Annotated in this window: 20 protein-coding genes; 7 read left to right on the top strand and 13 right to left on the bottom strand. The window is 71.7% G+C overall.

The annotated features are described in order from the left end of the window. Position 1: 1 nt before the first annotated feature. Positions 2–1,633, bottom strand: coding sequence for a glucose-6-phosphate isomerase (gene pgi / locus ACFMQL_RS30425; protein WP_364053419.1), 1,632 nt, complete (start codon positions 1,631–1,633; stop codon positions 2–4). A gap of 209 nt (positions 1,634–1,842) precedes the next feature. On the opposite strand from pgi, the gene ACFMQL_RS30420 reads away from it, so the two are divergent. The 6 genes from ACFMQL_RS30420 to ACFMQL_RS30395 all read left to right on the top strand — a co-directional run bounded on the left by ACFMQL_RS30420 (position 1,843) and on the right by ACFMQL_RS30395 (position 9,612). After that, positions 1,843–4,146 carry a phosphoketolase gene (locus tag ACFMQL_RS30420; protein WP_378788202.1) on the top strand — a complete coding sequence of 768 codons (2,304 nt, stop codon included), beginning with the start codon at positions 1,843–1,845 and terminating at the stop codon, positions 4,144–4,146. Continuing rightward, a complete protein-coding gene (locus ACFMQL_RS30415) occupies positions 4,122–5,318 on the top strand; it encodes an acetate/propionate family kinase (protein ID WP_378788200.1) in 1,197 nt (398 codons plus the stop codon). Before ACFMQL_RS30420 ends, ACFMQL_RS30415 begins: the two co-directional genes overlap by 25 nt. A 201-nt stretch (positions 5,319–5,519) precedes the next feature. Then, positions 5,520–5,921 carry a cation:proton antiporter regulatory subunit gene (locus ACFMQL_RS30410; RefSeq protein WP_378788199.1) on the top strand — a complete coding sequence of 134 codons (402 nt, stop codon included), beginning with the start codon at positions 5,520–5,522 and terminating at the stop codon, positions 5,919–5,921. An 8-nt stretch (positions 5,922–5,929) separates the two neighbouring features. Next, entirely contained in the window at positions 5,930–7,093 is a 1,164-nt protein-coding gene (locus tag ACFMQL_RS30405) for a cation:proton antiporter (RefSeq protein ID WP_364053428.1), read from the top strand. Between the two features lie 28 nt (positions 7,094–7,121). Next, positions 7,122–7,739, top strand: coding sequence for a pentapeptide repeat-containing protein (locus ACFMQL_RS30400; RefSeq protein ID WP_364053431.1), 618 nt, complete (start codon positions 7,122–7,124; stop codon positions 7,737–7,739). Positions 7,740–7,755: 16 nt separating this feature from the next. After that, positions 7,756–9,612, top strand: a complete 1,857-nt coding sequence (locus ACFMQL_RS30395) for a hypothetical protein (RefSeq protein ID WP_378788196.1) — start codon at positions 7,756–7,758, stop codon at positions 9,610–9,612. 7 nt (positions 9,613–9,619) lie between these two features. On the opposite strand, the gene ACFMQL_RS30390 is transcribed toward ACFMQL_RS30395, so the two are convergent. From ACFMQL_RS30390 to ACFMQL_RS30350, 9 genes are all read right to left on the bottom strand, one after another. Further along, positions 9,620–10,624 (bottom strand): hypothetical protein, encoded by a 1,005-nt coding sequence (locus ACFMQL_RS30390; protein ID WP_378788194.1) that lies wholly within the window; start codon positions 10,622–10,624, stop codon positions 9,620–9,622. Beyond that, positions 10,614–11,309 carry a copper resistance protein CopC gene (locus ACFMQL_RS30385; protein ID WP_364053440.1) on the bottom strand — a complete coding sequence of 232 codons (696 nt, stop codon included), beginning with the start codon at positions 11,307–11,309 and terminating at the stop codon, positions 10,614–10,616. Before ACFMQL_RS30385 ends, ACFMQL_RS30390 begins: the two co-directional genes overlap by 11 nt. 92 nt (positions 11,310–11,401) lie before the next feature. Then, the gene (locus ACFMQL_RS30380; RefSeq protein ID WP_378788192.1) at positions 11,402–12,016 is read right to left on the bottom strand and encodes a hypothetical protein; all 615 of its coding nucleotides are present in this window, start codon (positions 12,014–12,016) and stop codon (positions 11,402–11,404) included. Between the two features lie 200 nt (positions 12,017–12,216). Beyond that, positions 12,217–13,254, bottom strand: coding sequence for an acyl-CoA desaturase (locus ACFMQL_RS30375; RefSeq protein ID WP_364053446.1), 1,038 nt, complete (start codon positions 13,252–13,254; stop codon positions 12,217–12,219). A gap of 223 nt (positions 13,255–13,477) precedes the next feature. Continuing rightward, positions 13,478–14,611 carry an FAD-dependent monooxygenase gene (locus ACFMQL_RS30370; protein WP_378788190.1) on the bottom strand — a complete coding sequence of 378 codons (1,134 nt, stop codon included), beginning with the start codon at positions 14,609–14,611 and terminating at the stop codon, positions 13,478–13,480. A 26-nt stretch (positions 14,612–14,637) separates the two neighbouring features. Next, positions 14,638–16,257: an MFS transporter gene (locus tag ACFMQL_RS30365; RefSeq protein WP_364053452.1), complete on the bottom strand. Its 1,620-nt coding sequence runs from the start codon at positions 16,255–16,257 to the stop codon at positions 14,638–14,640. A 95-nt stretch (positions 16,258–16,352) separates the two neighbouring features. Further along, positions 16,353–17,753 (bottom strand): FAD-binding oxidoreductase, encoded by a 1,401-nt coding sequence (locus tag ACFMQL_RS30360; protein WP_378788188.1) that lies wholly within the window; start codon positions 17,751–17,753, stop codon positions 16,353–16,355. Between the two features lie 68 nt (positions 17,754–17,821). Then, positions 17,822–18,127, bottom strand: a complete 306-nt coding sequence (locus ACFMQL_RS30355) for a hypothetical protein (RefSeq protein WP_364053458.1) — start codon at positions 18,125–18,127, stop codon at positions 17,822–17,824. 68 nt (positions 18,128–18,195) lie between these two features. Next, positions 18,196–19,092, bottom strand: coding sequence for a hypothetical protein (locus tag ACFMQL_RS30350; protein WP_378788186.1), 897 nt, complete (start codon positions 19,090–19,092; stop codon positions 18,196–18,198). Between the two features lie 243 nt (positions 19,093–19,335). Between ACFMQL_RS30350 and ACFMQL_RS30345 the strand changes: the two genes are divergently transcribed. Further along, the gene (locus ACFMQL_RS30345; protein WP_378788184.1) at positions 19,336–21,048 is read left to right on the top strand and encodes an exo-alpha-sialidase; all 1,713 of its coding nucleotides are present in this window, start codon (positions 19,336–19,338) and stop codon (positions 21,046–21,048) included. 327 nt (positions 21,049–21,375) lie between these two features. Here ACFMQL_RS30345 and ACFMQL_RS30340 read toward each other — a convergent pair whose 3' ends face one another. The 3 genes from ACFMQL_RS30340 to ACFMQL_RS30330 all read right to left on the bottom strand — a co-directional run bounded on the left by ACFMQL_RS30340 (position 21,376) and on the right by ACFMQL_RS30330 (position 23,883). Then, positions 21,376–22,410 (bottom strand): PRC and DUF2382 domain-containing protein, encoded by a 1,035-nt coding sequence (locus tag ACFMQL_RS30340; protein WP_364053467.1) that lies wholly within the window; start codon positions 22,408–22,410, stop codon positions 21,376–21,378. Between the two features lie 96 nt (positions 22,411–22,506). Next, on the bottom strand, positions 22,507–23,292 hold the full coding sequence (locus tag ACFMQL_RS30335) for a hypothetical protein (protein WP_378788182.1): 786 nt from the start codon (positions 23,290–23,292) through the stop codon (positions 22,507–22,509). A 36-nt stretch (positions 23,293–23,328) separates the two neighbouring features. Then, entirely contained in the window at positions 23,329–23,883 is a 555-nt protein-coding gene (locus tag ACFMQL_RS30330; protein ID WP_364053473.1) for a DUF4142 domain-containing protein, read from the bottom strand. Positions 23,884–23,922 lie beyond the last annotated feature (39 nt).

Here is a 23,922-nt window from a genome sequence, read left to right as displayed (position 1 = left end):
GTCAGACGCGCCTTCCGCGCAGCGCCCGGTAGCGGCGGATGAGCTGCTCGGTGGAGGTGTCGGGGAAGGAGGTGGGCGGCTCGTCGGAGACCAGCGCGGGCGCCAGGTCGAGCGCCATCTTCTTGCCCAGCTCGACGCCCCACTGGTCGAAGGAGTCGATGCCCCAGATGGTGCCCTCGACGAACACGATGTGCTCGTAGAGCGCGACGAGCTGGCCCAGCGTGGACGGGGTGAGCTTGGGCGCGAGGATCGTGGAGGTGGGCCGGTTACCCGGCATCACCTTGTGGGGCACGATCTCGGGCGCGGTGCCCTCGGCGGCGATCTCCTCGGCGGTCTTGCCGAACGCCAGGGCGGAGGTCTGGGCCAGCAGATTGGCGGTGAGCTGGTCGTGCATGCCCTCGCGGTCCTCATAGGGCTCGGCGAAGCCGATGAAGTCGGCGGGCACGAGCCGGGTGCCCTGGTGGAGGAGCTGGTAGAAGGCGTGCTGGCCGTTGGTGCCCGGCTCGCCCCAGAAGATCTCGCCGGTGGTGGCGGTGACGGGGGTGCCGTCGGCGCGTACGGACTTGCCGTTGGACTCCATCGTGAGCTGCTGCAGGTAGGCCGGGAAGCGGTGGAGCCGCTGGCTGTAGGGCAGCACGGCGCGGGTCTCGGCGCCGAAGAAGTCGGTGTACCAGATGCCGAGCAGGCCCATCAGCACCGGCATGTTCTCCTTGAACGGCGCGGTGCGGAAGTGCTCGTCGATGGTGTGGAAGCCGTCGAGCATCTCGCGGAAGCGCTCGGGGCCGATGGCGATCATCAGGGACAGGCCGATGGCGCCGTCGTAGGAGTAGCGGCCGCCCACCCAGTCCCAGAAGCCGAACATGTTGGCGGTGTCGATGCCGAACTCCTGCACCTTGGCGGCGTTGGTGGAGACGGCGACGAAGTGCTTGGCGACGGCGTCCTCGCCGAGCGCGTCGACCAGCCAGCGGCGCGCGACCCTGGCGTTGGTGAGGGTCTCGAGCGTGGTGAAGGTCTTGGAGCTGACCACGAAGAGCGTGGTGGCCGGGTCGAGGCCGGCGAGGTTGCCGGTGATGTCGGCGGGGTCGATGTTGGAGACGAACCTGGCGGTGATGCCGGCGTCGGCGTAGTCGCGCAGCGCCTCGTACGCCATCGCGGGGCCGAGGTCGGAGCCGCCGATGCCGATGTTGACGACGGTCTCGATGGGCTTGCCCGTGGCGCCCTTCCACTCCTTCGACCTGACCCGGTTCGCGAAGTCGCTCATCTTGTCGAGCACGGCGTGCACGTCGGCCACGACGTCCTGCCCGTCGACGACCAGCTCGGCGGTGCGCGGCAGGCGCAGCGCGACGTGGAGGACCGCGCGGTCCTCGCTGACGTTGATGTGGTCGCCGCGGAACATGGCGTCGATGCGCTCGCGCAACCCGGCACGCTCGGCCAGCGCCACCAGCAGGTCGATGGTCTCCTGCGTGGCACGGTGCTTGGCGTAGTCGAGATAGAGGTCGCCGGCGGCCACCGTCATCCGCCCGGCCCGGCCCGGGTCGTCCGCGAACAGCTCGCGCAGGTGCTTGCCCGCAAGCTCTTCGTGGTGCTTGCCCAGTGCCGCCCACTCCTGGCTCTGGGTGATGTCGCCGTTCACAATGCCTCCTCATGTCGCCAAAAGACGTGGCGCCAAGCCGATCTTGCCTGGTCCCATCGTCCCGTAACCGTGTACCCCGCGCGGTTGATTCCGCGCATGGCGGAGCGGAGTCTTTAGGCGCTCAGTGAAAGGTCCGTGAAATTCGCGTGCCGGGCGGCATATCGGGCCGTGGGGGGATTGCACCCCTTCTGTGGAGGAAGCAGCAGGGGATGGAGCACATAGACGCGTACTGGCGGGCGGCCAACTACCTGTCCGTCGGGCAGATCTACCTGCTGGACAATCCGCTGCTCACCGAGCCGCTGCGGCCCGAGCACATCAAGCCGCGGCTGCTCGGCCACTGGGGGACGACGCCCGGCCTGAACTTCTGCTTCGCCCACCTCAACCGGGTGATCCGCGAGCGGGACCAGGACATGATCTACATCGCGGGACCCGGCCACGGCGGTCCCGCCGCGGTGGCGCACGCGTGGCTGGAGGGCACGTACTCCGAGCGCTATCCGGACGTGTCGCAGGACGCGGCGGGCATGCGCCGGCTGTTCCGGCAGTTCTCCTTCCCCGGCGGCGTGCCGAGCCACGTCGCGCCTGAGACGCCCGGTTCGATCCACGAGGGCGGTGAGCTGGGGTACGCGCTGGCGCACGCGTACGGCGCCGCCTTCGACAACCCCGATCTGGTGGTGGCCTGCATCATCGGCGACGGCGAGGCCGAGACGGGCCCGCTGGCCGCGAGCTGGCACTCCGACAAGTTCCTGGACCGCCGCCGTGACGGGACGGTACTGCCCATCCTGCACCTGAACGGCTACAAGATCGCCAACCCCACGGTCCTGGCCCGGATCCCGATCGGCGACCTGGTCAAGCTGATGGAGGGGTACGGCTACCGCCCCCATCTGGTGGGCCCCGACCACGAGGAGATGGCGGGCACGCTGGACACCGCGTTCGACGAGCTGGCCGCGTACAAGGCGGGCGACGCCGACCGGCTGCCGATGATCATCCTGCGTACGCCGAAGGGCTGGACGGGGCCGCGGGAGGTGGACGGCCTGCCGGTGGAGGGCACGTGGCGCGCGCACCAGGTGCCGCTGGCCAAGGTACGCGAGAACGCCACGCATCTGGCCCTGCTGGAGGAGTGGATGCGGTCGTACCGGCCGGAGGAGCTGTTCGGCCCGGACGGGCGGCCGGTCGAGGCGATCCTGGAGACGGTGCCGCGCGGCGAGCGCAGGATGAGCGCCAACCCGCACACCAACGGCGGTGAGCTGCTCGAGCCGCTGCGGCTGCCGGACTTCCGGCGGCTCGCGGTGGAGGTCAAGTCGCCGGCCACGCAGATGAGCGAGCCGACGCGGGTGCTCGGCGGGCTGCTGCGCGACGTGATCGCCGCGAACCCGCGCACGTTCCGGCTGATGGGGCCGGACGAGACGGCCTCGAACCGGCTGTCGTCGGTGTTCGAGGTGACCGACCGGGCGTGGAACGCCGAGACGCTGCCCACGGACGAGAACCTCGCCCCCGGCGGCCGGGTCATGGAGGTGCTGAGCGAGCACCTGTGCCAGGGCTGGCTGGAGGGCTACCTGCTGACCGGCAGGCACGGGCTGTTCAACTGCTATGAGGCGTTCATCCACATCGTGGACGCCATGTTCAACCAGCACGCCAAGTGGCTGGAGTCGTCGCAGAAGATCCCGTGGCGGCGGCCGGTGGCGTCGCTGACGTACCTGCTGTCGTCGCACGTGTGGCGGCAGGACCACAACGGCTTCAGCCACCAGGACCCGGGCTTCCTCGACGTGGTGGTGAACAAGAAGGCGTCGGTGGTGCGGGTCTATCTGCCGCCGGACGCCAACACGCTGCTGTCGGTGACCGACCACTGCCTGCGCTCGCGCGACTACGTCAACGTGATCGTGGCGGGCAAGCAGCCGGTGCTGGACCTGTTCACGATGGACGAGGCCATCGCGCACAACACGCGCGGCCTCGGCATCCTGCCGTGGGCCTCCAGCGACGAGGGCGGCGAGCCGGACGTCGTGCTGGCCTGCGCGGGCGACGTGCCGACGCTGGAGACGCTGGCCGCCACCGCGCTGCTGCGCGAGCACCTGCCGGAGCTGAAGGTGCGCGTCGTCAACGTGGTCGATCTGATGCGGCTGCAGCCGGAGTCGGAGCATCCGCACGGCATGCCGGACGCCGCGTTCGACACGCTGTTCACCGTGGACCGGCCGGTGATCTTCAACTTCCACGGCTACCCGTCGCTGATCCACCAGCTCACCTACCGCCGCCACGGGCACGACAACATCCACGTGCGCGGCTACAAGGAGGAGGGCACGACGACGACGCCGTTCGACATGTGCATGCTCAACGACATCGACCGTTTCCACCTCGTCATGGACGTGATCGACCGCGTGCCCGGCCTCGGCAGCAGGGCGGCGCACCTGCGGCAGCGGATGAGCGACGAGCGGCTGCGGGCCAGGGCGTACACGCGCGAGCACGGCGAGGATCCGCCGGACATCAGGTCGTGGACATGGCCGGACACATCCTCGTCCTGAACACCGGCTCGTCGTCCATCAAGTACGAGCTGGTGGACGTGGCCGGCCGGGACCGCCCGGCCAGGGGCCTGGTGGAGCGCATCGGCGAGGAGCGCGGGCGGCTCGTCCACCATCACGGCGACGCTCCCCCGTACGTGGCGGAGCGGCCCTTTCCCGATCACGGGGAGGGGCTGGCGGCGATGCTGGCGGCCTTCGCCGAGGCAGGGCCCGCGCTGGATCCGGTCGCGGTCGCTCACCGGGTGGTGCACGGCGGTGCCAGGTTCGGCCGGGCGGTGCTGGTGGACGATGGGGTGATCGCGGCGATCGAGGAGCTGGCCCCGCTCGCGCCGCTGCACAATCCGATCAATCTCGCCGGGATCAGGGTGGCGCGGGCGGCGTTCCCTTCGGTGCCGCAGGTGGCGGTGTTCGACACGGCGTTCCAGCTGTCGCTGCCGCCGGAGGCGTACACGTACGCGGTGCCGCGCGACTGGAGGGAGCGGCTCGGCGTGCGGCGGTTCGGTTTTCACGGGACGTCGTGCGCGTACGTCTCCCGCCGCGCCGCCGCCCTCCTGGGCCGCGACCTGGCCGAGCTGAACCTGATCGTGCTCCACCTCGGCAACGGCGCGAGCGCCACCGCCATCGCAGGCGGCCGCAGCATCGACACCTCCATGGGCCTCACCCCGCTGGAGGGCCTGGTCATGGGAACCCGATCAGGCGACGTGGATCCCGCGCTGCCCGGCTATCTGGCCAGAGTGGACGGGCTGGACGCCGAGAGCGCGGAGGACGCGCTGGGCCACGCGGGCGGCCTGCTCGCCCTGGCGGGGTCAGGCGACATGCGTGAGGTCCGCGCCCGCGCTGCGAACGGCGACGAGGACGCCCGCCTCGCCCTGGCCGTCTACACCCGCCGCATCCGCAAATACGTCGGCGCCTATTACGCACTCCTCGGCCGCCTCGACGCGATCATCTTCACCGGCGGTGTCGGCGAGAACGACCCCCAAACCCGCACAGAGGCATTGAACAATCTCGGCCGCCTCGGCATCACTCTCGACCCCGCCCGCAACGACGCGACCTCACAGGACGAACGCGCCGTCTCACCCGACGGATCCGAGGTCGCCGTCCTCGTCATCCCCACCGACGAGGAATGGGAGATCGCCCGCCAGGCCCACGCCCTCATCAACGGCGAGCAGCCGTAATCCAAGCCCACTTCACGCACAGGGCCCTTCCAGTCAAGCGCATCTCAACCCATGGGCAACGCAGAGTCACACCATTGGTAGGGTTATCCAGAAATGCGCAGATCTATACGGGTGGGACAGGTGGAGGTAGAACAAACAGCACTGCCGGGCATTGGACTGCGGCACGATTTCACCACTCGCAAGGGACAGCGGGTCGGTGTCGTGTCTCATCGCACCGGCCGCCGGGATCTCGTCATCTACGACGCCAACGACCCCGACGCCGTCTGCCACACGGTGAAGCTGAATGACGAAGAGGCCGACGCTCTGGCCGAGCTCCTCGGCGCGCCTCGCATCGTGCAGCGGCTCAACCAGCTGCACCAGCAGGTCGAGGGTCTGGTGAGCGTGCAGCTGCCCATCCCGGCCGGTTCCCCTTACGCGGGCCGTCCGATGGGGGACGCTCGCGTGCGCACCCGTACCAGCGCGTCCATCGTCGCGGTCGTCCGGAGCGGACAGGTGTTCGCCAGCCCCGGGCCCGACTTCGTCTTCGCCGTGGGTGACGTCGTGGTGGTCGTGGGCAGCGAGGACAGCACGTCCGAAGTCGCCGGCATTCTGGTGAACGGGTAGGGCTGCGGGTGCACGAAACCGCGGTCATCTTCCTGGAGTTCGGCGCCGTCCTTCTCGGCTTGGGGATCCTCGGCGCGCTCGCACTTCGCGGCGGCATTTCTCCCATCCCTCTGTATCTGATCGCCGGTCTGGCGTTCGGTACCGGCGGGGTGCTGCCGCTCGCCACGAGCCAGTCGTTCATCTCCACCGGTGCCGAAATCGGCGTGGTCCTGCTGCTCCTCACGCTCGGTCTCGAATACAACGCGGACGAGCTGGTCACCAGCATGACCAGCAACTTCCGCGCGGGCCTGGTCGACCTGGTGCTCAACGCGGCCCCGGGCGCCATCATCGCCCTGCTGCTCGGCTGGGGCCCGGTCGCGGCCGTCGCCATGGCGGGCGTCACGTACGCCACCTCCTCGGGCATCACCGCCAAGGTGCTGTCCGACCTGGGGTGGATCGGTAACCGCGAAACGCCCACGGTGCTGTCGCTGCTGGTCTTCGAAGACCTGACGATGGCGATCTACCTGCCGGTCCTCACGACCATGCTGGCCGGGCTGAGCCTGCTCAAGGGGGCGATCTCGGTCGGCATCGCGCTGCTCACCGTGAGCGTCGTCCTCGTCGTGGCGCTGAAGTTCGGGCGCTACATCGAGGCGTTCGTGCGCAGCCCCAACAACGAGGTGATGCTGCTCAAGGTCGTCGGCCTGGCGGTGCTGGTGGCCGGTCTCGCCCAGAATCTTCAGGTGTCGGCCGCGGTCGGCGCGTTCCTGGTCGGCATCGCGCTGTCCGGGCAGCTCGCCGAGGACGCGCACGCGCTGCTCGCGCCGTTGCGCGACCTGTTCGCGGCGGTGTTCTTCGTCTTCTTCGGTTTCCAGACCGACCCGTCGAAGATCCTGCCGGTGGCCGGTCTCGCGGCGCTGCTCGCCCTGGTCAGCATGATCACCAAGCTGCTGACCGGTATGTACGCGGCCAGGCGCGCGGGCATCGCCAAGGCCGGCCAGGCACGTGCCGGTATCGCGCTCATCCCGCGCGGTGAGTTCAACATCGTCATCGCCGGTCTGGCGGTCGGCGCGGGCGTGCACCCCGACCTGGGCGCCCTGGCCGCCGCGTACGTGCTCATCCTGGCGGCGTTCGGCCCGCTGGCGGCCAAGCTGGTCCAGCCGCTGATCACCGCCATCACCGAACGCACCGCCTGACACCGGCCGCATCCGATACCGTGTTCGGATGACGGAAGGACCAGGCAGAGCGTCCGCGGGCGCCATGGAGCGTACGGTCATGTCCGCCGACTGGAACGGCCGGGAGATCTCCGGCGAGCACCATCACAGGGTGCTGTTCCAGGAGGTGGACATGACCGAGCTGACCGACCACGGCTCGGTGTTCGAGGAGTGCAGGTTCGAGGGCGTGCGCTTCAACGTCTCGGCGCACGAGGACGCGAGCTTCGCCGGCTGCGTCTTCTCGCACTGCTCGTTCTTCGACGCCACGTTCACCGGCTGCAAGCTGACCGGCGCCACGTTCGTCAACTGCACGTTCGGGCTGCTCAAGGCGACGGGCGGCGACTGGTCCTACACCTCGCTGGCCCGCGCCGACCTGCGCGGCAGCACCTTCCACGGCGTGCGCATGCGCGAGGCCGACCTGTCAGGGGCCCGGCTGGAGAAGTCGGCCCTGCGCTCGTGCGACCTGTCGGGCGCGCTGCTGCGCGAGGCCGACCTCACCAAGTGCGACCTGCGCGGCAGCGATCTCGGCACCCTCCACCCGGCCGAGGTCACGCTGAAGGACACGCGTATCGACCCGGCCCAGGCGGTGGCGGTGGCCGCCGCTCTGGGTTTCGACGTACGCAAATGAACGCCAGGATGTCCTCGTGCGCGACAAGGAGCTGACCCCCGCCGAGCAGGCCATCGCCGAGGCCATCCCGCACGGCACGAAAGTGGACGCCGGCCCGCTCGGGCGGGTGCGCGCCGGCGTGCTGACCGAGCTGCTGCTCGCCGACCGCACCGAGCCGGGGGCGAAACCGGCGCTGCGGGTGACGGGGGCCCGCATCGAGGGGCGGCTGCACCTGGCGTTCGCGGAGCTCGACCTGCCGATCCTGCTGCACGACTGCGTCTTCGACGAGGTCCCCGACATCTACCAGGCCCGCACCAGGTTCCTCAGCCTGGCCGGCTCCAGGCTGCCCGGCCTGATCGCCTCCAACGCCCAGGTCGAAGGCAACATGCGGCTCAACGACTGCCACGTCACCGGCGAGCTGCGCATGCACGGCGCGAGGATCAACGGCACGCTCACGCTCAGCGGCGCCCGGCTCGAACACCCCGGCGGTGCCGCGTTCAACGCCGAGCACCTCGACGTCGGCGCCAGCCTGCGCGCCCAGGACGGCTTCACCTGCGACGGTGAGATCGTGCTGACCGCCGCCAGGGTCGGCGCGGCGGTGAACTTCGACGGCGCCCGGTTACGCGCGCCGGGCGGGCTGGCCTTCGGCGGCTCCAACCTCGACGTCCAGGTGGGGCTGTTCGCCCGGAACATGGAGGTCGATGGCGAGGTCAGCCTGCGCTCCGCGCGCGTCGGCGGCCCGCTCACGCTGCGCGGTTCCCGGCTGCGCAACCCCGGCGGGCTCGCCGTGCACGGCGGCGGGCTCAACGCCGAGGGCGGCCTGTTCCTGTCGCACGCCCAGACCGAGGGCACGGTGTGGCTGAAGTCCGCCGCCGTCGGCCGCACGCTCAGCCTCGACGGCGCGCGCCTGGCCGATCCGGGCGGGCTCGCGCTGGCCGGCGACGGCCTGTCCGTGAACGGCTCGCTGGCGGCCCGGCATGGCCTGGTCGCGGAGGGCGAGATCAGCCTGCTCGACGCCTCCGTCAGCGGCCCCGCGCACTTCGACGGGGCGCGGCTGGTCAATCCCGGCGGCGCGGCGCTGTCGGCCAACGGCATCACCGTCGGCAAGGTGCTCAACCTGTGTTACGGCTTCTCCGCCGAGGGCCGCATACGCCTGACGAACGCGCAGATCGGCAGCCGCCTGTGCCTCGACGACGCCGTGCTGTCCGCGCCCGGCGACGTGGCGCTCAAGTGCTGGCGGCTGGAGACGCGCGAGCTGGCCATGCGCACCGCCGAGCCGATCCGCGGCCGGGTGGAGCTGGGCCACGCCCGCATCGGCGTCCTGCGCGACGACCCCGCGGTCTGGCCCGGCGAGCTGCGCATGGACGGCGCGTCGTACGAGGTGCTCGAACCCATGCTGCCGGCCGCCGAGCGCATCGCCTGGCTGCGCCGCGACCCCGACGGCTACCGGCCCAACGCCTACGAGCAGCTCGCCGCGATGTACCGGCGGCTGGGCGGCGACGCCGACGCCCGCGCGACCATGCTGGCCGGGCAGCAGCATCGCCGCACCACGCTCCCCTGGTACGCGCGCGCCTGGGGCCACCTCCAGGACGTCACCGTCGGTTACGGCTTCCGCCCGCTGCGCGCGGCGGCCTGGCTGCTCGCGCTGCTCGCCGTCGGCACGGTGGTGTTCGGGCTGAACCGGCCGCCGCCGCTCAAGCGCGGCGAGTCGCCCGAGTTCAACCCGCTGGTGTACACGCTGGACCTGCTGCTGCCGATCATCGACTTCGGTCAGGAGAAGGCGTTCAACCCGGCGGGCGGGGCGCAGTGGCTGGCGTACGGGCTGATCGCCGCCGGGTGGGTGCTGGCGACGACGATCGCGACCGGTCTCACCCGCACGCTGCGCAGAGCCTGACCCCGGCTCAGGGCGGCATGAGCGCGGTGGCGGTGTGCCACAGCTCCGGCAGCGCGGCCAGCACCCGGTCGGCGCGCCTGCGGCGGTCGGCGCGCGTGGCCGCGCCCAGGTCGGCGAGCAGCTCGCGGAAGCCGTCCTCGTAGCCCCGCTCCCCCGCCAGCGCCCGCTTGTCCAGGCAGCGCGCGTACGTCGCCACCAGCCAGAACACCGCCTCCCTGTGCCGGCCCGAGTCGATCAGTTCGCGGGTGCCGTCGATGGCGGACGGGCGGGCGGCGGGGCTGATGTCGGTGTCGAACCGGTAGCCGGGCACCCGCAGCGGGGCGGTGGCGTCGAACACCTTCTCCAGCATCGCCAGGTGCCCCTCGACCTGGGCGCGGCCGAGGTGGGCGCAGCCGAGCAGGTCGAGCAGGCTCTCGTGCTGGTCGAGCCGCCCGTGCTCGCCGAGCAGGTCGCGGACGGCGGCGTAGCGGCGTCGTACGGTCGGGTTGCGCAGCCCGGCCACCAGCAGCACATGGGTGGTCACGCCGGTGCCGAACAACCACGAGGTGACCTGGGCGGGCAGCGGCGCGGACTCGTCGATGCCGTTGAGCCAGGCCCGCACCCGGTCCATGGCGGCCGTGCAGCGGGCCAGCACCCAGGGGCGTTCCGCGAAGTCGCGGGCCACCCCGCGCTGGATCTCGGCCAGCCGCCCCGTGGGGTCGGCCAGCAGCCCCGGGAGGTGGAGGCTGCCGGCCAGGTGGTAGTCGCTGAGCACGTCGTGGACGGAGCGGGGCGCCGCCATGGTGGAGACCTCGAGCAGCACCCCCTCGTAACGGAACTTGCCGAGGTGCCCGGCGCCGGCCTCGGGGTCGGCGACGACCATGACGTCCACGTCGGAGTGCGGGGCCAGCTCGTCGTCCGGCTCGGCCCACAGGACCGACCCGGTCAGGAACGCCCCGCCGAACCCCGGCAGCCCCGTCCCCTCGTCGAGGACCCACTGCCGGGCGATCTCCCGTGCCCGCTCAATCCGCATCCACTTCCTCCGGTTTGGGCGCCTCCTCCGGTGCGCGGCGCGCGGTCCGCAGCCAGACGAGCACGCCGAGCACGACCAGCACCGCGAACACGATCCAGATCCAGGCGGGGACGCCGGTCTGCGCCGCGGACTCGGCGGCGGCGTCGCCCTGCCGCCCGGCCGGGGCGGCGGTGGACGGCGCCGCGGCCGCCTCACCGGTGGCCGGCGGCGACGCGGGAGCGTCCGACGGCGATCCCTTCACGCTGAAGGGGATCTCGCCCTCGATGGGGTGCCCGTCGGAGGAGACGACGCGCCAGGCGATCGTGTACGAGCCGGGCGCGAGCGGCTGCGTCACCCCCGCGGTGACGACCGGCCCGTTCAGCTCGGGCTCGCCCAGCGGGAGCTGCTCGCCGCCCGCGTCGTGCAGCACCACGAACGGGAACTTGACGCTCGCGGTGAACTCCAGCTCGATCTCGTCGAGCGCGGCGACCTCGGCGTCCTTGGCGGGCGAGCTGCGCTTGAGCGAGTCGTGCGCGAGCGCGGGCGAGGCGGTGAAGGCCAGCACGAGGCAGGCGCTCAACAGCGCGGCGAGCACGGCGGCGACCGCGCGGAGCCGCGCGACAGGCGCGGGGGTGCCTCCGGCGGTGGGCGCCGGGGCGGCCGTGCGGGTGGTCGCTCGGTGGATGTGGCGTGGCGGGAATGCCATGATGGGTCTCCAGAATGATCTTCCGGACGACCGCGCCCGTGGCGCCGGACGTCCGGACACAGGCCAGGGGTGAAGAGGAACCGTGGCGGGCGTCAGTGACGCCGGAGCACGGGCGGCCCTCGCCTGCTGATCGCGCGGGAGATGAGGCGGCCCCTGCGCGGGGCGGCCTCGGGGGTGGCCGGTCGCCAAGCGGGCGTCCAGGGCTCTGCCACGGCCGGTGCGGTGACGAGCAGCCTGGTGGCCGGGAGCGGGATGCCGTACAGGCGGATGATCAGCCACAGCGCGCGCTCGCCGCGGTGCAGCCACCACGCGGTCAGCGCCGCGACCGTCAGGTGGACCAGCATCATGCCCGTGGCCGCGTGGCCGTGGACGTGGCCGGTCAGCTCGCCGGGTGCGAGCCGTTCGAAGATCTGGTGGAGCAGCGTCTGGGTGCCGGCGGTGGCCGCGAGCACGGCGCCGAGCCCGCGCTCCCGCCCGTCGGCGAGGTACGCCATCGTGAGCGTCGCCAGCACCGCGGCCAGGTAGACCGGGAGCGGCACCGGGCCTCCCCCGGCCAGCACGTGCCCGCCCGCCGACACCGCGCCGCAGACCGTGGCGAACACCACGGCCCGCGCCAGCCGCAGAACTGCGGCGGCCGAGGGCGCGCCAGCCGCCCGCGCAGCGGCGGGCGCGCAGGGCAGTGGGGCCGGGGATGTCGCGGAGGACACAACCGCCATCCTTCCACACGCCACCCGCGCCCCCGGGATCCGTGACGCGCGCGTCGGATGACGGCACCCCGGCCATCAGGTCCGCGTCGGGGCGGCGGCACCCGGTCATCAAGAGCCCGGCCATCAAGAGCCCGGCCATCAAGAGCCCGGCCATCAAGAGCCCGGCCATCAGGAGCCCGGCCGTCGAGGGGACGCGGTCGTCACGCCCTGGCCGCGCGCAGCGGGCGGCCGACGTCGTGGAGGTGGCGCAGCGCCTGCCCCCACGACTCCAGCAGCCCGCATTCGACGTAGTCGATGCCGAGCGAGGCGCAGTAGTCGCGCACGATGGGCCGCGCCTTGTGCAGGTTCGCGGTGGGCATGCTGGGGAACAGGTGGTGCTCGATCTGGTAGTTCAGGCCGCCGAGCGCGATGGTGACCAGGTGCCCGCCGCGCACGTTGCGCGAGGTCAGCACCTGCCTGCGGAGGAAGTCCAGCTCGTCCTCCGCGGTGAGCACCGGCATGCCCTTGTGGTTGGGCGCGAAGGTGCAGCCGAGGTAGATGCCGTAGCAGGCCTGGTGCACGGCGAGGAAGAGCAGCGCCTTGGGCAGCGGCAGCACCAGGAGCAGCGCCCCCAGGTACGCCAGCGTGTGCCCGCCGAGCAGCGCTCCTTCGAGCCCCCGGTTCTTGAGCGTGGGCCTGCGCAGCGCGCGGAAGCTCGACACCTTGAGGTTGACGCCTTCGAGGGTGAGCAGCGGGAAGAACAGCCACGCCTGGTAACGCCCGATGAAGCGGGGCAGCCCCCGGCTGGCCTCGGCCTGCCGCCGCGACCACACCAGGATGTCGGGGCTGACATCGGGGTCGTGGTCCTCGTGGTTGGGGTTGGCGTGGTGGCGGGTGTGCTTGTCCATCCACCAGCCGTAGCTGAGCCCGACGGCGAGGTTGCCGACGAGCAGCCCGGCGATCCTGCTGGTGCGCCGGGAGCGGGAGATCTGTCCGTGCGCCAGGTCGTGGGCGAGCAGCGTGACCTGACCGAAGGCCACCGCGAGCAGCACGGCGACGGGGATCTGCCACCACGAGTCCCCGACCGCGGCGAACAGCGCCCACGTGCCGGCGAACAGGGCGGCGACCAGTCCGATCCTGACCGCGTAGTAGCCGGGCCGCCGGTCGAGCAGCCCCGCCTGGGCGATGAGCCGCGACAATCTCGCGTAGTCGCTTCCCCGCCGCCCCGAGGGGGCGCGGGAGGTCTCCGTCACAGTCACATGCGTCTCCGGATGCCGAGGGGATTGTGTGATCGCTCCTCAGCATCGCGGCGCGAGGGGTGCCGGCGGACCCCCGCTGCCACCCGATTCGGGGGTAGGGCCAGCACTACCCGTGATCGCCCGCCGGAGCGCCCCCGCCGCCTGGGTATCGGGCTGCCACCGCACTCAGCGCGGCACTGAACGACCTCACCAGGTGGGGAACGGCGGGCGGCGGGGGCGCGGCTCAGACGAGTTGCGGCACATTCGGCACGGCACCCGCCTCACCGAAGATGTGCAGGTCCGGGCGGAAGGCCGCGAGGTAGGCCTCCCGGTCGGGGAAGGTCGCGGCCAGCGCGTCGCCGTAGTCGATGAGCTGGCGGTGGGCGTGCCTGCGCGGCTCGTAGCGGGCGTACAGCAGCCGGTCGAGCTCCTCGGGGTCGCCGCCGGCGGCGCAGATGACGTCGGCGAGGATCTCGGCGTCGCGGACCGTGTAGCTCATGCCCATGCCGGTCATCGGGTGGCAGGCGAACGCGGCCGAGCCGAGCAGCGCGGCGTTGCCCCGGTGGTAGGACTCGACCCGCAGCGACGACACCTTGATGCGCTGCCAGGTCGCCGCCTGCAGGTGGTTGAAGGCGTCGGAGCTGTCGGTGACGAACTTCTTCAGCTCGTCGAGCAGCGACGGGATGCCGTCCTCGAAGATCTCCTGGTCGTCCTCCGGCGGCAGGCCGACGAACACGCGGGCCTCGTCCCTGCCGACCGGGTAGAGGTAGGTGAACCAGCCCTCGGAGGAGAAGTACAGCCGGTTGAGCTGGGCGACGCTGGCGCTGAGCGGCACGGTCGCCACCCGCATGATCAGCCGCTCGTACGGCGATACGCGCTGCTCGATCCCGAGCGAGCGCCGGACGACGGACTTGGTGCCGTCGGCGCCGATGACGACGCCGGCTCGTAGGGTGCGCCCGTCCTTGAGCGTCAGCTCGGCGGGGCGGCCCTCGCCGAGGTCGAGGTCGTCGATGCCGGCGTCGAACCAGAACTCGACGCCCGCCATCGTGCACGAGGTGTAGATGAGCTCGACCAGCTCGCGGTACGGGCGGATCAGGAAGCCGCCTTCGGGGAAGCGGATCTCCTGGATGGGGTCGCCATCGTGGTAGTAGCGGATGGTGTCGCGCCGCAGGCCCTGGCGGCCGACGAGGTCCGCCAGCCCGTGCCTGGCCAGCACGCGCAGCCCCGGGGGCTTGAGGAAGTCGGCGCCCGCGCTCGGGACCGATGGTCCCTGCTCGATGACGGCGACGCGCTGCCCGCGGCGGCCCAGCAGCAAGGCCAGGAAGCAGCCGCCGAGCCCGGCGCCGACGATCGCTACGTCGCACGATGTGGTAGCCATGACGAGAGCCCTTCTGAATCGTTGATCTAGTTCGTGTGCCCGCGGGTCCCGGCGAGCGGCCCCGGCTCGGCCGTACGCGGCCGCGGGACCCGGTCGTTGTGCGGGTCGGTGTGCGGGCCGGTGTGCGGGGCGGTGTGCGGATCTGCGGAGGGAGCGCGGGTCTCGACCGGCAGCAGCGCGTCGGCCTCGGCCGCCACGGTGGCGAGGGTCATGCGCAGTTCGAGCAGCATCCGGCGGGGCACCTTGATCATCACGTCACCCGGGTCCGGCCTGAGCCGGGTGATCTTGGTGAGTGCCAGCGCGCCGATCAGCACCGAGATGGCCACGCACATGGCGAGCGCGCCGGCCAGGCCCGCGAAGGGGCCGGTCATGAACGGGTGGTCGATCACGACCGACACGACGGCGACGCCGACCGCTCCGCCGACCATGCGGGCCATGGTGGCCGCGCCGACGGCGGAGGCGTACTGGTGGGGGCGGGCGGCCAGGGTGGTGGCGACGGAGGTGCCGGGCGCGAGCGCGCCGACGCCCATGCCGACCACGACGCTGGCGATCAGTCCCCAGATGGTGGGTCCTGCCTGCGTCAGCACGATCACGCAGGCGCCGCCGCACAGCAGCGAGCCGGCGTAGATGAGCCCGTACGCACCGACCCGCTTGACCAGCTTCCCGGCCAGGAAGCTCGTCACGACGACGGCCACCGAGGTCGGGGTGAGCCACATGGCCACCTCCAGCATCGGGTAGCCGAGGTGCAGCAGGTAGAGGGGCTGCACGGTGAGCAGCCCGTACGACAGCGCGCCGAATCCCCAGGTGGCCAGCCAGCCCCAGACGAACTTGGGCCGCCGCCACAGGGCCAGGTCGATGGCAGGCAGGTGGTGGTGCCGCGCCTGGGCGAGCGCGCCGCCGATCAGCGCCAGGGCGGCCAGCCCCAGCCACAGCACGTCCGTCCCCCACTCCATGGCCTTGGAGATGGCGAGCACGATCACCGCGATGCCGGCGGCCAGCAGCCACGCGCCGAGGACGTCCGGCACGCCCTTGGCGTTGCCGCGCTTGCCCGAGGGCACTCCGAGGCAGGCGATCAGCAGGAGCACGCCGATCACCACGTTGGGGACGAACAGCGCCCGCCAGCCGATGGCCGCGGCGAGCCAGCCGCCGCCGGCCTGCATGAGCAGGCAGCCGAGCCCGGAGGCGGAGCTCCACAGCGCGATCGCGCCGCGCCGCTGCGACTCGGGCAGCTCGCCGAGCAGCAGCCCGAGGCTGGCCGGGATCATCGCCGCGGCACCCGCGCCCTGGACGGCCCGTGCGGCCAGCACGGCGGACCAGGACTCCACGGTGACGGTGGCGATGCCGCCCAGCACGAACACCACGAGCCCGACCGCGAGCACCCGCCGCCGGCCGAACAGGTCGGCCCAGCGGCCCGCGGTGGCCAGCAGCGCGGCGATCGGGATGAACGCCGCGCTGGTCAGCCAGACCAGGTCACCGAGCGGCATGCCGGCGCCGGCGGGCGTGTACTTGAGCACTCCCACCGCCAGAGTGGTGGCCGTGGTGTCGGCCATCACCGCCAACATGACGCCCGCGCCGACCAGGCGCAGCATCACGCCGTGACGCCTGCTGGTCGTGGTGGGCCTGACGGCCGCTGGTGACGAACGCACGTGGATCCTCCTTGGGATGCGTCGAGCCGTTCTCCCCGCCCCGGGCGCTCCGGCCGCGCGCCGGGGCGGCGCGTTGTCTGTGTCTGGCTCCTGGGTCAGGCGCCGTACCGGCCGGGCGAGAGCAGGCCGTCCGGGTCGAGCGCCGTCTTGAGGCGGTGCAGCATGCCGAGGCCGGCGGTGCTGGTCTCGGACCAGACGTCGGCGGCGGCGTGGTCGATGTCGGAGCGGTAGATGGCGCAGCCGTTGGCGCGCAGCACGCAGTTGCCGTCGTTGCGGAGCTGGTGCGCCCGGTGCGCCGCGCCGGGGGCGCCGCGGTCGAAGAAGATCTGCATGACGCCGTTGGCCCGGTGCGGGCTGACCATGTTCCACTCGATCATCATCGCGGTGCTGTGCGCGTCCACCGCGGCCTGCAGACCGGCCACGATGTGCTCGGTCTTGCGGGCCTGCTGCGGCATGAGCGGAAGCAGCGCGAGGAAGCCCATCGGGCCGTCGTCGATCTGGTCGCAGGAGGTCACGTTCAGCGCGTGGTGCACGCCGAGGCAGGTGGGGATGCCCCGCGACATGAGCGCCCTGGGGTACAGGGGGTCGCCGGGGTCGACCGTGGCGGTGTCGACGACGCGCAGCGCCTCGGCGCCCTCGACCTCGATGAGCGACTTGCGCAGCAGCTCCTCGGCCAGCTCCACGGTGGCGTCGCTGCCCATGAGCGGCCCGAGCACGGTGAACAGGCTCGGGTCGACGCCGGCGGGCAGCGTCCAGTCGCCGTAGGCGGGGACGAGGGACAGCTCGCGTACGCGCATCAGCCCGTCGGCCGGGTTGCCGCGGCGCAGGAAGCCGGAGACCGCCTCCACCGCCAGGCCCGCCTGGTGGGCCGGCAGGCGGCCGTGCACGAGCGCGATGGTCTGCGGGCGCGGCACCAGCGAGACCGCCATCGCGGTGACGATGCCGAGGTTGTGCTGGACGAACGCCTGCGTCAGGTCGGGTCCGGCGACCCGGCCGTGGTAGTGGCCGGCGGGGTCGAGGCCGCCGGTGGTGACCACGCTGCCGTCGGCGAGCACGGCCTCCAGCCCGGCCACGTCGTGGACGCGGGAGCGGATGGAGCCGTCGCCGCGGTCGAGCGCGTTGCCGATCACCGACGTGTCGGCGCACGAGGCGGTGACGTTCAGCATCCACGGGGTGCCCTCCAGCACCTCGGCGAGCTGCCGCTGGGTGACGCCCGGCTCGACGATCGCGTAGCCGTTGTCGAGGTCGAGGCCGCGGATGCGGTTCATGCCGCCGAGGTCGACGACGAGGTTGTCGTCGGTGACGGGCATGGCCGAGCCCATGCCCCAGTTCCTGCCCGTGCTGATCGGGTACAGGCGGAGCTTGTCCACCATGGCCTGCCGGACGAGGGTGCGTACCTCGTCGAGGGTGCGCGGCGTCTCGATGCCCGCCACGGTGCGCGGCTGGTGGCCCCCGACGTCACGCGACCGCAGTTCGGGGCGCGAAAGGTCCTGCATGACTCTCTCCAAAGTGGTGCGGTTGACGCTCTTCCGGCCTCCGCCGTCGGGGGCCGCTGGTGACGACTTCAGACGGTGTGCTGGAGCAGGTCGTCGATGGAGCCGATGGCCTGGTTGGACATCTCCCTGATGCCGAGCAGCCGCTGCTCGACGAACGCGTCCGCCTCGGGGGGCGGTGCCGCCTCGAACGGGGTGCCGAAGCGGCCACGGAACGGATCGCCCTGCACGTGGTCGTTCTGGACCGTGTACGTGGTGTGCGGAGCGGCCTGGGCGGGCAGGTCCCGCCCGTACGGGTGACGCCTGGGCTGCTCGGCGCGGGCCCGGTCGGTACGGTCATGCCTGGGTCGGGCGGGAAGGTGCGGGGGGGTTCGCATGACGGGACTCTCCTACCGGATCAATCTGGGGTTTTCCGGGCGACCGCTCGCCGTTGAGCGGTTCGAGGTCAGCGCGCGCCCTCTCCGAGATCGACAGGTGCGACCCGGGGAGTGACGGCCACGGGGGTCGCCCGCGGCACGCCGTGGTTGATGACGCTCGCGGCGATGCGGCGCTCGGCCAGGCTCATGTGCGGCCGGCCCGCGCCTGTGGTGATCGGCCGTGCGGTGGCCGTCACGCGGATCATGGAACTGGCGTGCACCCATCGGCGCGACTCCGCCAGTACGTCGCGCCGCGCGCGGGCCGGATCCCCGTGCCGCGCGTGGTGCTCGATGACGGCCCGCGCCAGCACCCGCGCCATGACGAGGTGCTCTTCGCAGGCCGCTGCCACCTTCGCCTCCAGGCCGGCGACCTGGGCGAGGAGCAGTTGCAGGTGCGGCAGGCCCGAGCTGCGCTCGAACCCGTCGAGCTCCGCCAGCCGCTCCGGCCAGCGCAGCCGCCGCTTGATGGCGGCGCACACCTCGTCCACCAGCCGCGTCGCCGGCGCGTCGCCGGGGTCGCGGCCGTCGAGCTGCACGGCCCGCTGGGCGGTGGGCTCGAAGTCGGCGAGCCTGCGCAGCCCGCTCTGCAGCAGGCGTACCCGGTTGTGCAGGCACGCGGCGCTCCAGCCCAGGACCAGCAGGCGGTCGGCGTCGGCCTCGCAGTGCCAGCCGACCAGCGCCACTTCGCGGGCCATGCGGTGGTACAGCACCCACGACTCCTGCTCGGCGATCGGCACCGGGGTGTCGATCCACACCTGCAGTCCGCCGGGGGGTAGTTCTGCTACGCCGACGTCCACGCCGGCCGGCGCGACCCTGGCGCAGATCCGTTCGACGACCCGCTGTTGCGCGGCCGTCTCCGGCGCCATCGGCGCCGGGGTGGGCAGCACGCGCTCGGGGGCTACGCTCGCCCTCGGCTCGATGCTCATTGAGGGCCACCTCCTGACCCGACATACGTAAATTGACACTTAATAGTGCCGTCCCGATAGTCGTCAGGAGCCGGTTCTCTGTCAACTGCCACTTTACGCAACCGGCATGCATACACCCGGCCGAACCTGGGTAGCGCCGTGAACCGCCGACTTCCCGCAGGTGAATGCGGTGTTACGCGCTGTCGATGATCTAAAGTGCGCTCAGATGCCGGCGGTCGGCAGGGGGAGCCGAGGAGCGAGCGCGTGCGGGTGCCAAGATCCATGGTCGCAGGCCTGTCGCTGGCCATGTCGGCGGTCCTCGCGCCGCCCGCGGCGCCCGGTCGCGCGCAGGCCGAGCCCGGTTACTGCGTGCTACCGGAGCACTCCCTCCAGTCCGGGGCTTACCTCATCGCCACTGCTTCCTCACTGGGCTGGATTCACCCGTATCCCCCGCCACTCGCGCCCGAGCCGACCAACACCGAGCGGCTCGACTTCGCCGGGTTCCCCAACGTGTCGGCACTTGACGTGATCGGGCCGGACGGGCGGCCCGCGCGCAAGGTCATCACCACGTTCACCACGAACGTGGACCGCGTGGTCGTCCTCACCAGCGCGGCGGCCGTCTCCGATGACGACGGGCGCACGTTCGGCCCCGCCGGGCCCACGCCGCTGCGCGAGTCGCCGATCGAGCTGCTGGACGGCCGCTTCTTCGCCACCGAGTACTATCCGGCCCGCACCGGGCCGCACACCGCGCGGCTCGGCGTGCTCACCTCGTCCGCGCTGTCCGACGGCGAGAGCTGGGTGCGCTCCGAGGCCACGCTGGTCACGCCCGGCGAGCTGCTACCCGGCGGCGCCGCGCACGGCGCGCCGGTCCAGCTCGCCGACGGCACGATCCTCATCACCGTGTACGCCCGTTACGCCGGCACGGACGCCTACCAGGCCGAGGTGTACGCCAGCGGCGACGGCGGCCGCACCTTCGTCAGGCGCGGGGTCATCGCCGAGCCCGCCGGCGGCTTCGCCTTCACCGAGGCCGCGATCGCGCAGGCCGCGGACGGGAGCCTGGTGGCGGTGCTGCGGCGCGACGGCGGGCCGTACGCGACGCTGTGGCAGAGCCGCTCCGCCGACGGCGGCCACACCTGGGCACCGGCCCGCGAGCTGCGCTTCTCCGGGCTCGACTGCGTGGTGCGCGGCGTCGCCCCGCGGCTGCTGCTCATGCCCGGCGGCGCGCTCGTGCTCAGCGCGGGACGCCCGGACAACTGGCTCGCGATCTCCCCCGACGGCATCGGCGAGCAGTGGCTCGAGCCGCGCGTCACGTACCACAACCGGGACGGCATCTGGGACGCGCACGGCTCGTCCGGCTACACCGGCATCGCCGCCGTCGGGCCGCACCGGCTCATCCAGGTCTTCGACAACTGCAAGCTGCCGGGCGTACGGCCGGACGGGCTGCTCGACGAGACCGCCTGCCCCGCGCACGGGCGGTTCGAGCACGGCGGCTGGTACGCGATCAAGCGGCTGCTCTTCGACGTCGCCGTTCCCGGCACCCGCCTCGACCTGGCCGACCTGCGTCGCCGTGGCGAGCTGCGGATCTCCACGACGATGCGCTGGTCCAGCCCGCACCGCCCGCGCACGCGTCCCGCCGGGGCCTTCGACGGCAGCACCGGCTACTGGTCGAGCGCCGTCGCCGCCGGGCGCGGCCGTTACGTGCTCCGCTTCGACCGGCCCCGACCGATCAGCCGCATCGGGCTCAGCCTGCGGCCCGGACATCCGGCGTCGGCGCGCGTGTACGTGTCGGAGGACGGGCGATCATGGGGTCCGCCGGTGCTCACGGTCGAGGACCGGATCGATTACGCGCTGCGGTACGCGACGATCGGACGGACCGCCCGGTACGTCAAGATCGTGCTGCCTGCCGTCCGGTCCGGTTGTGAACCGGAGATCGGGGCATCGTGCAGCATGCTGAACGAGCTGGAACTGTATTCCTGAGCTATTTCCTGAAAAGCCGCCGAGAGGTGGTCGGGTGGTCCGTGGTTTCGCCTTCAACGGCTATCGGGAAACGTCACTGTGTGGTGCTGCGAGACGTCGGCCGGCGCGCTTTCGGAATCACCGTTCTGGTGCGACGTAGCGGCCCTCGGATTTGTCCGCGACGGCTAGGATCTGCACCTGCGCGCCCGCCCGGCACCCGGCACCCGACCACCCACCGGCGTAGCCGCCCGGCGCCCGGCGCCCGACCAGCCACCGGCGTGGCCGCCTGGCATGTGGCCGCCTGCGCCCCGGCCGTCCGGCGCGCGACCGTCCGGGGCGCGCGTTCGCCTACCGGCTCGGTGGGGACCCGTCGCCTCGGCCGAATCCTCTGTCGTCCCTGTTCGTGCCTTCCTCGTCGATCTCCAGGCGCTCCTTGCGGATCTGCCCTTCGACGACCTCCTCGCTCTGGACGTCCCTCTTGTGCACGTGAATGCGCTCGACGGGAACGGTCTCCTTGCCGATCACCGGACGCTCCTCGTGCAGGATCATCTCCCTGTCCTCCGCGCCGATCTCGTACGGCCCGGACAATCCGGCGTCGCGAATGTCCTCGCGCTCTATGACGATTTCCTCGTGCGAAAGCGGGACCGTTTCCTGGACGTTCTCCGTTTCCACGTACTTGTGCAGCCGGACGCGTCCGCTTTCCCGGCTTTCCTTGCCGATGTGCAGCTGTTCCTCCGACCGCGTCATGTCGATGTCGCGGTCCTCGGCGAAGCCGCCGCCGGTCTCGCCCGCGAAGCTCCGCGCCCGTTCGCCGGACATGTCGTCTCTCATGCCGCCGGCCTCGCCGGGCATGTCGGCACGCCTGCCGGTGGCCGGGCCGCCGGGCATGAAGCCGGGCTCGTCGGTCCTGTCGGACATGAACCCGGGCTTGTCGGTCCTGTCTGGCGTGTCCCCGATGAGGCGATCGGACTCCTCCAGCCCGCCCGGCCGGTCCGTCTCCATCGCGGCCGGTCTGCCCAGCAGGCCCTGGCCGCCGCCGGCCGTCGTCTCGCCGGTGCGCTGGCGTGGGACGTCCGCCGGCTGCATGCCGTAGTAGCGGTAGAGGTCGGCCTCCTCGTCGAGCGAGAGTCTGCCGTCCACGTCGATGTTGGGCGCCCCCTTGATCATCTCTTTGTCGAAGGGGACTCTGAGCTCCTCACCCGAGCGGCGAGCGTCCTGCAGCGGCACGAAGGTCTGCTTCATGCCGAAGAACCCCGTACGTACGGTCACCCACTCGGGCTCGCCCGAGCGGTCGTTGAGGTAGACCTGGCCCACCTTCCCGATCGGCTGCCCGTCGGATCCCACGACATGGCAGTCGAGCAGGTTACGGATCTCTGTGTTCATAGCCACGACGATCCCCCTGGTGTGTTGTCCTGGTTCCAAAAAGGACAAATACCCCATATCGTGACTTTTCCGTATATGTTCTGGGCACGTTTCGCCCTATTTCGCGGAACGACTCTCGCGCCAATCCCCGCCGCGTCCCAGCTTCGCCCGCCTGCCCTGCCGCGACCCCTCGTACGCGGCACGGCGCAGCACCTGCAGGCGGCTCGCCGGGCACAGGTGGGGGACGCTGTTGACGAGCGGATCGAACGTCAGATCCTGCCCGGTGAGCGCCGTGTGCACCCGCAGCCGCCCCAGGTACCGCATCCCCGCCCACAGGTGGAACACCAGGTCCCGGTGTTCCAGCACTCCTGGCAGCCCCGCCGGATCGACCGGCACCCGCCCGCCGGCCTCCGGCCTGGCCACGATCCTGCAGCGCCGCGACCCGCAGCGGTAGGAGGCGAGCGTCGAGTACGGGCCCGAGGTGAAGCCCCGCCTGGGCACCGGCAGGAAGCCGTACCCGGTGGACAGCAGCAGATCGACGCCGTTGGGCAGGCGTACGGCCAGGCCCAGCACGTCGGGCAGGCGGCCGGGCAGCGACACGCCCTTGGACAGCCGTACCGGAACCTCGTGCTCGCCGTGCTCCCCCAGCAGCTCCGACCCCACCGTGAGCGTCCCCTGCAATAGCTGACCGCGCGGGTGCAGGGCGCGCCCGCGCCGCAGCACCGCGACCAGCCGCGCCACCGCCCGCGCCACCTTCCCGGCCGTGCTCCCGAGCCTGCGCGCGACTTGACCCGCCACACCCTCACGCCCGCGCACGACCTCGCCCGCCGCACCCTCACGCCCGCGCGCAGCTTCGCCCGCCGCACCCTTGAGCTTGCGCGCGGCTTCGTCCGTCCCGCTCACCGTCCATCGCCTCCTGCGCGATCCGTGTCGTGCCGGTCAGCCGCCGCCCTGAGCCTTGCGCAGGTCGGCGAGATGCTTCTCCAGGGACGACGCCGCCTCCTTGGCCAGCGACACCACCGGCTGCGCGGAGCCCTTGGAGATCTCGGTCTTCGTGGCGTTCAGCGCCTGCCGGTGCGCCTTGATCATCCCTGACAGGAAGTCCTGGTCGAAGTCCTGCCCGCTGACGCTCTGGATACGGTCGAGCATCTCGTACTGCTCCGGCGACGGCGAGGTGGGCAGGTCGATGCCGAGCTGCTCGGCCGTCTTGGTGACCTTGATGTCGAGCTGGGTGTGATCTTTTACGAGCGTCTCGCCGACCTTCTTGATCTGCTTCGTGGTGGCCTTGCCCTGAGCCAGCCGCCCCGCCTGGACCTCGGCCAGGTTCGCCTGGTGGATGAGCCGCATCCACTCGCGGTCCTGCTCAGAGACCTCGGCTCCGGCATCGGTCGGCGATGCGGGCACCGCCGCGGTGTGCGGCGGCTGCTGCCCGGCACAGCCGGGCAGAACGGCCAGGGTGATGACGGCCAGCGACAGGGTCAGACGTGCGCGCATGAAGGCTTCCTATGACGGAGTGGTACATCTCACACACAG

The organism is Nonomuraea fastidiosa (assembly GCF_042751225.1).
Lineage (GTDB): Bacteria > Actinomycetota > Actinomycetes > Streptosporangiales > Streptosporangiaceae > Nonomuraea > Nonomuraea fastidiosa.
The sequence above is the reverse complement of the archived record's forward strand: the minus strand, read 5'-3'. Positions and strand labels throughout refer to the sequence as shown.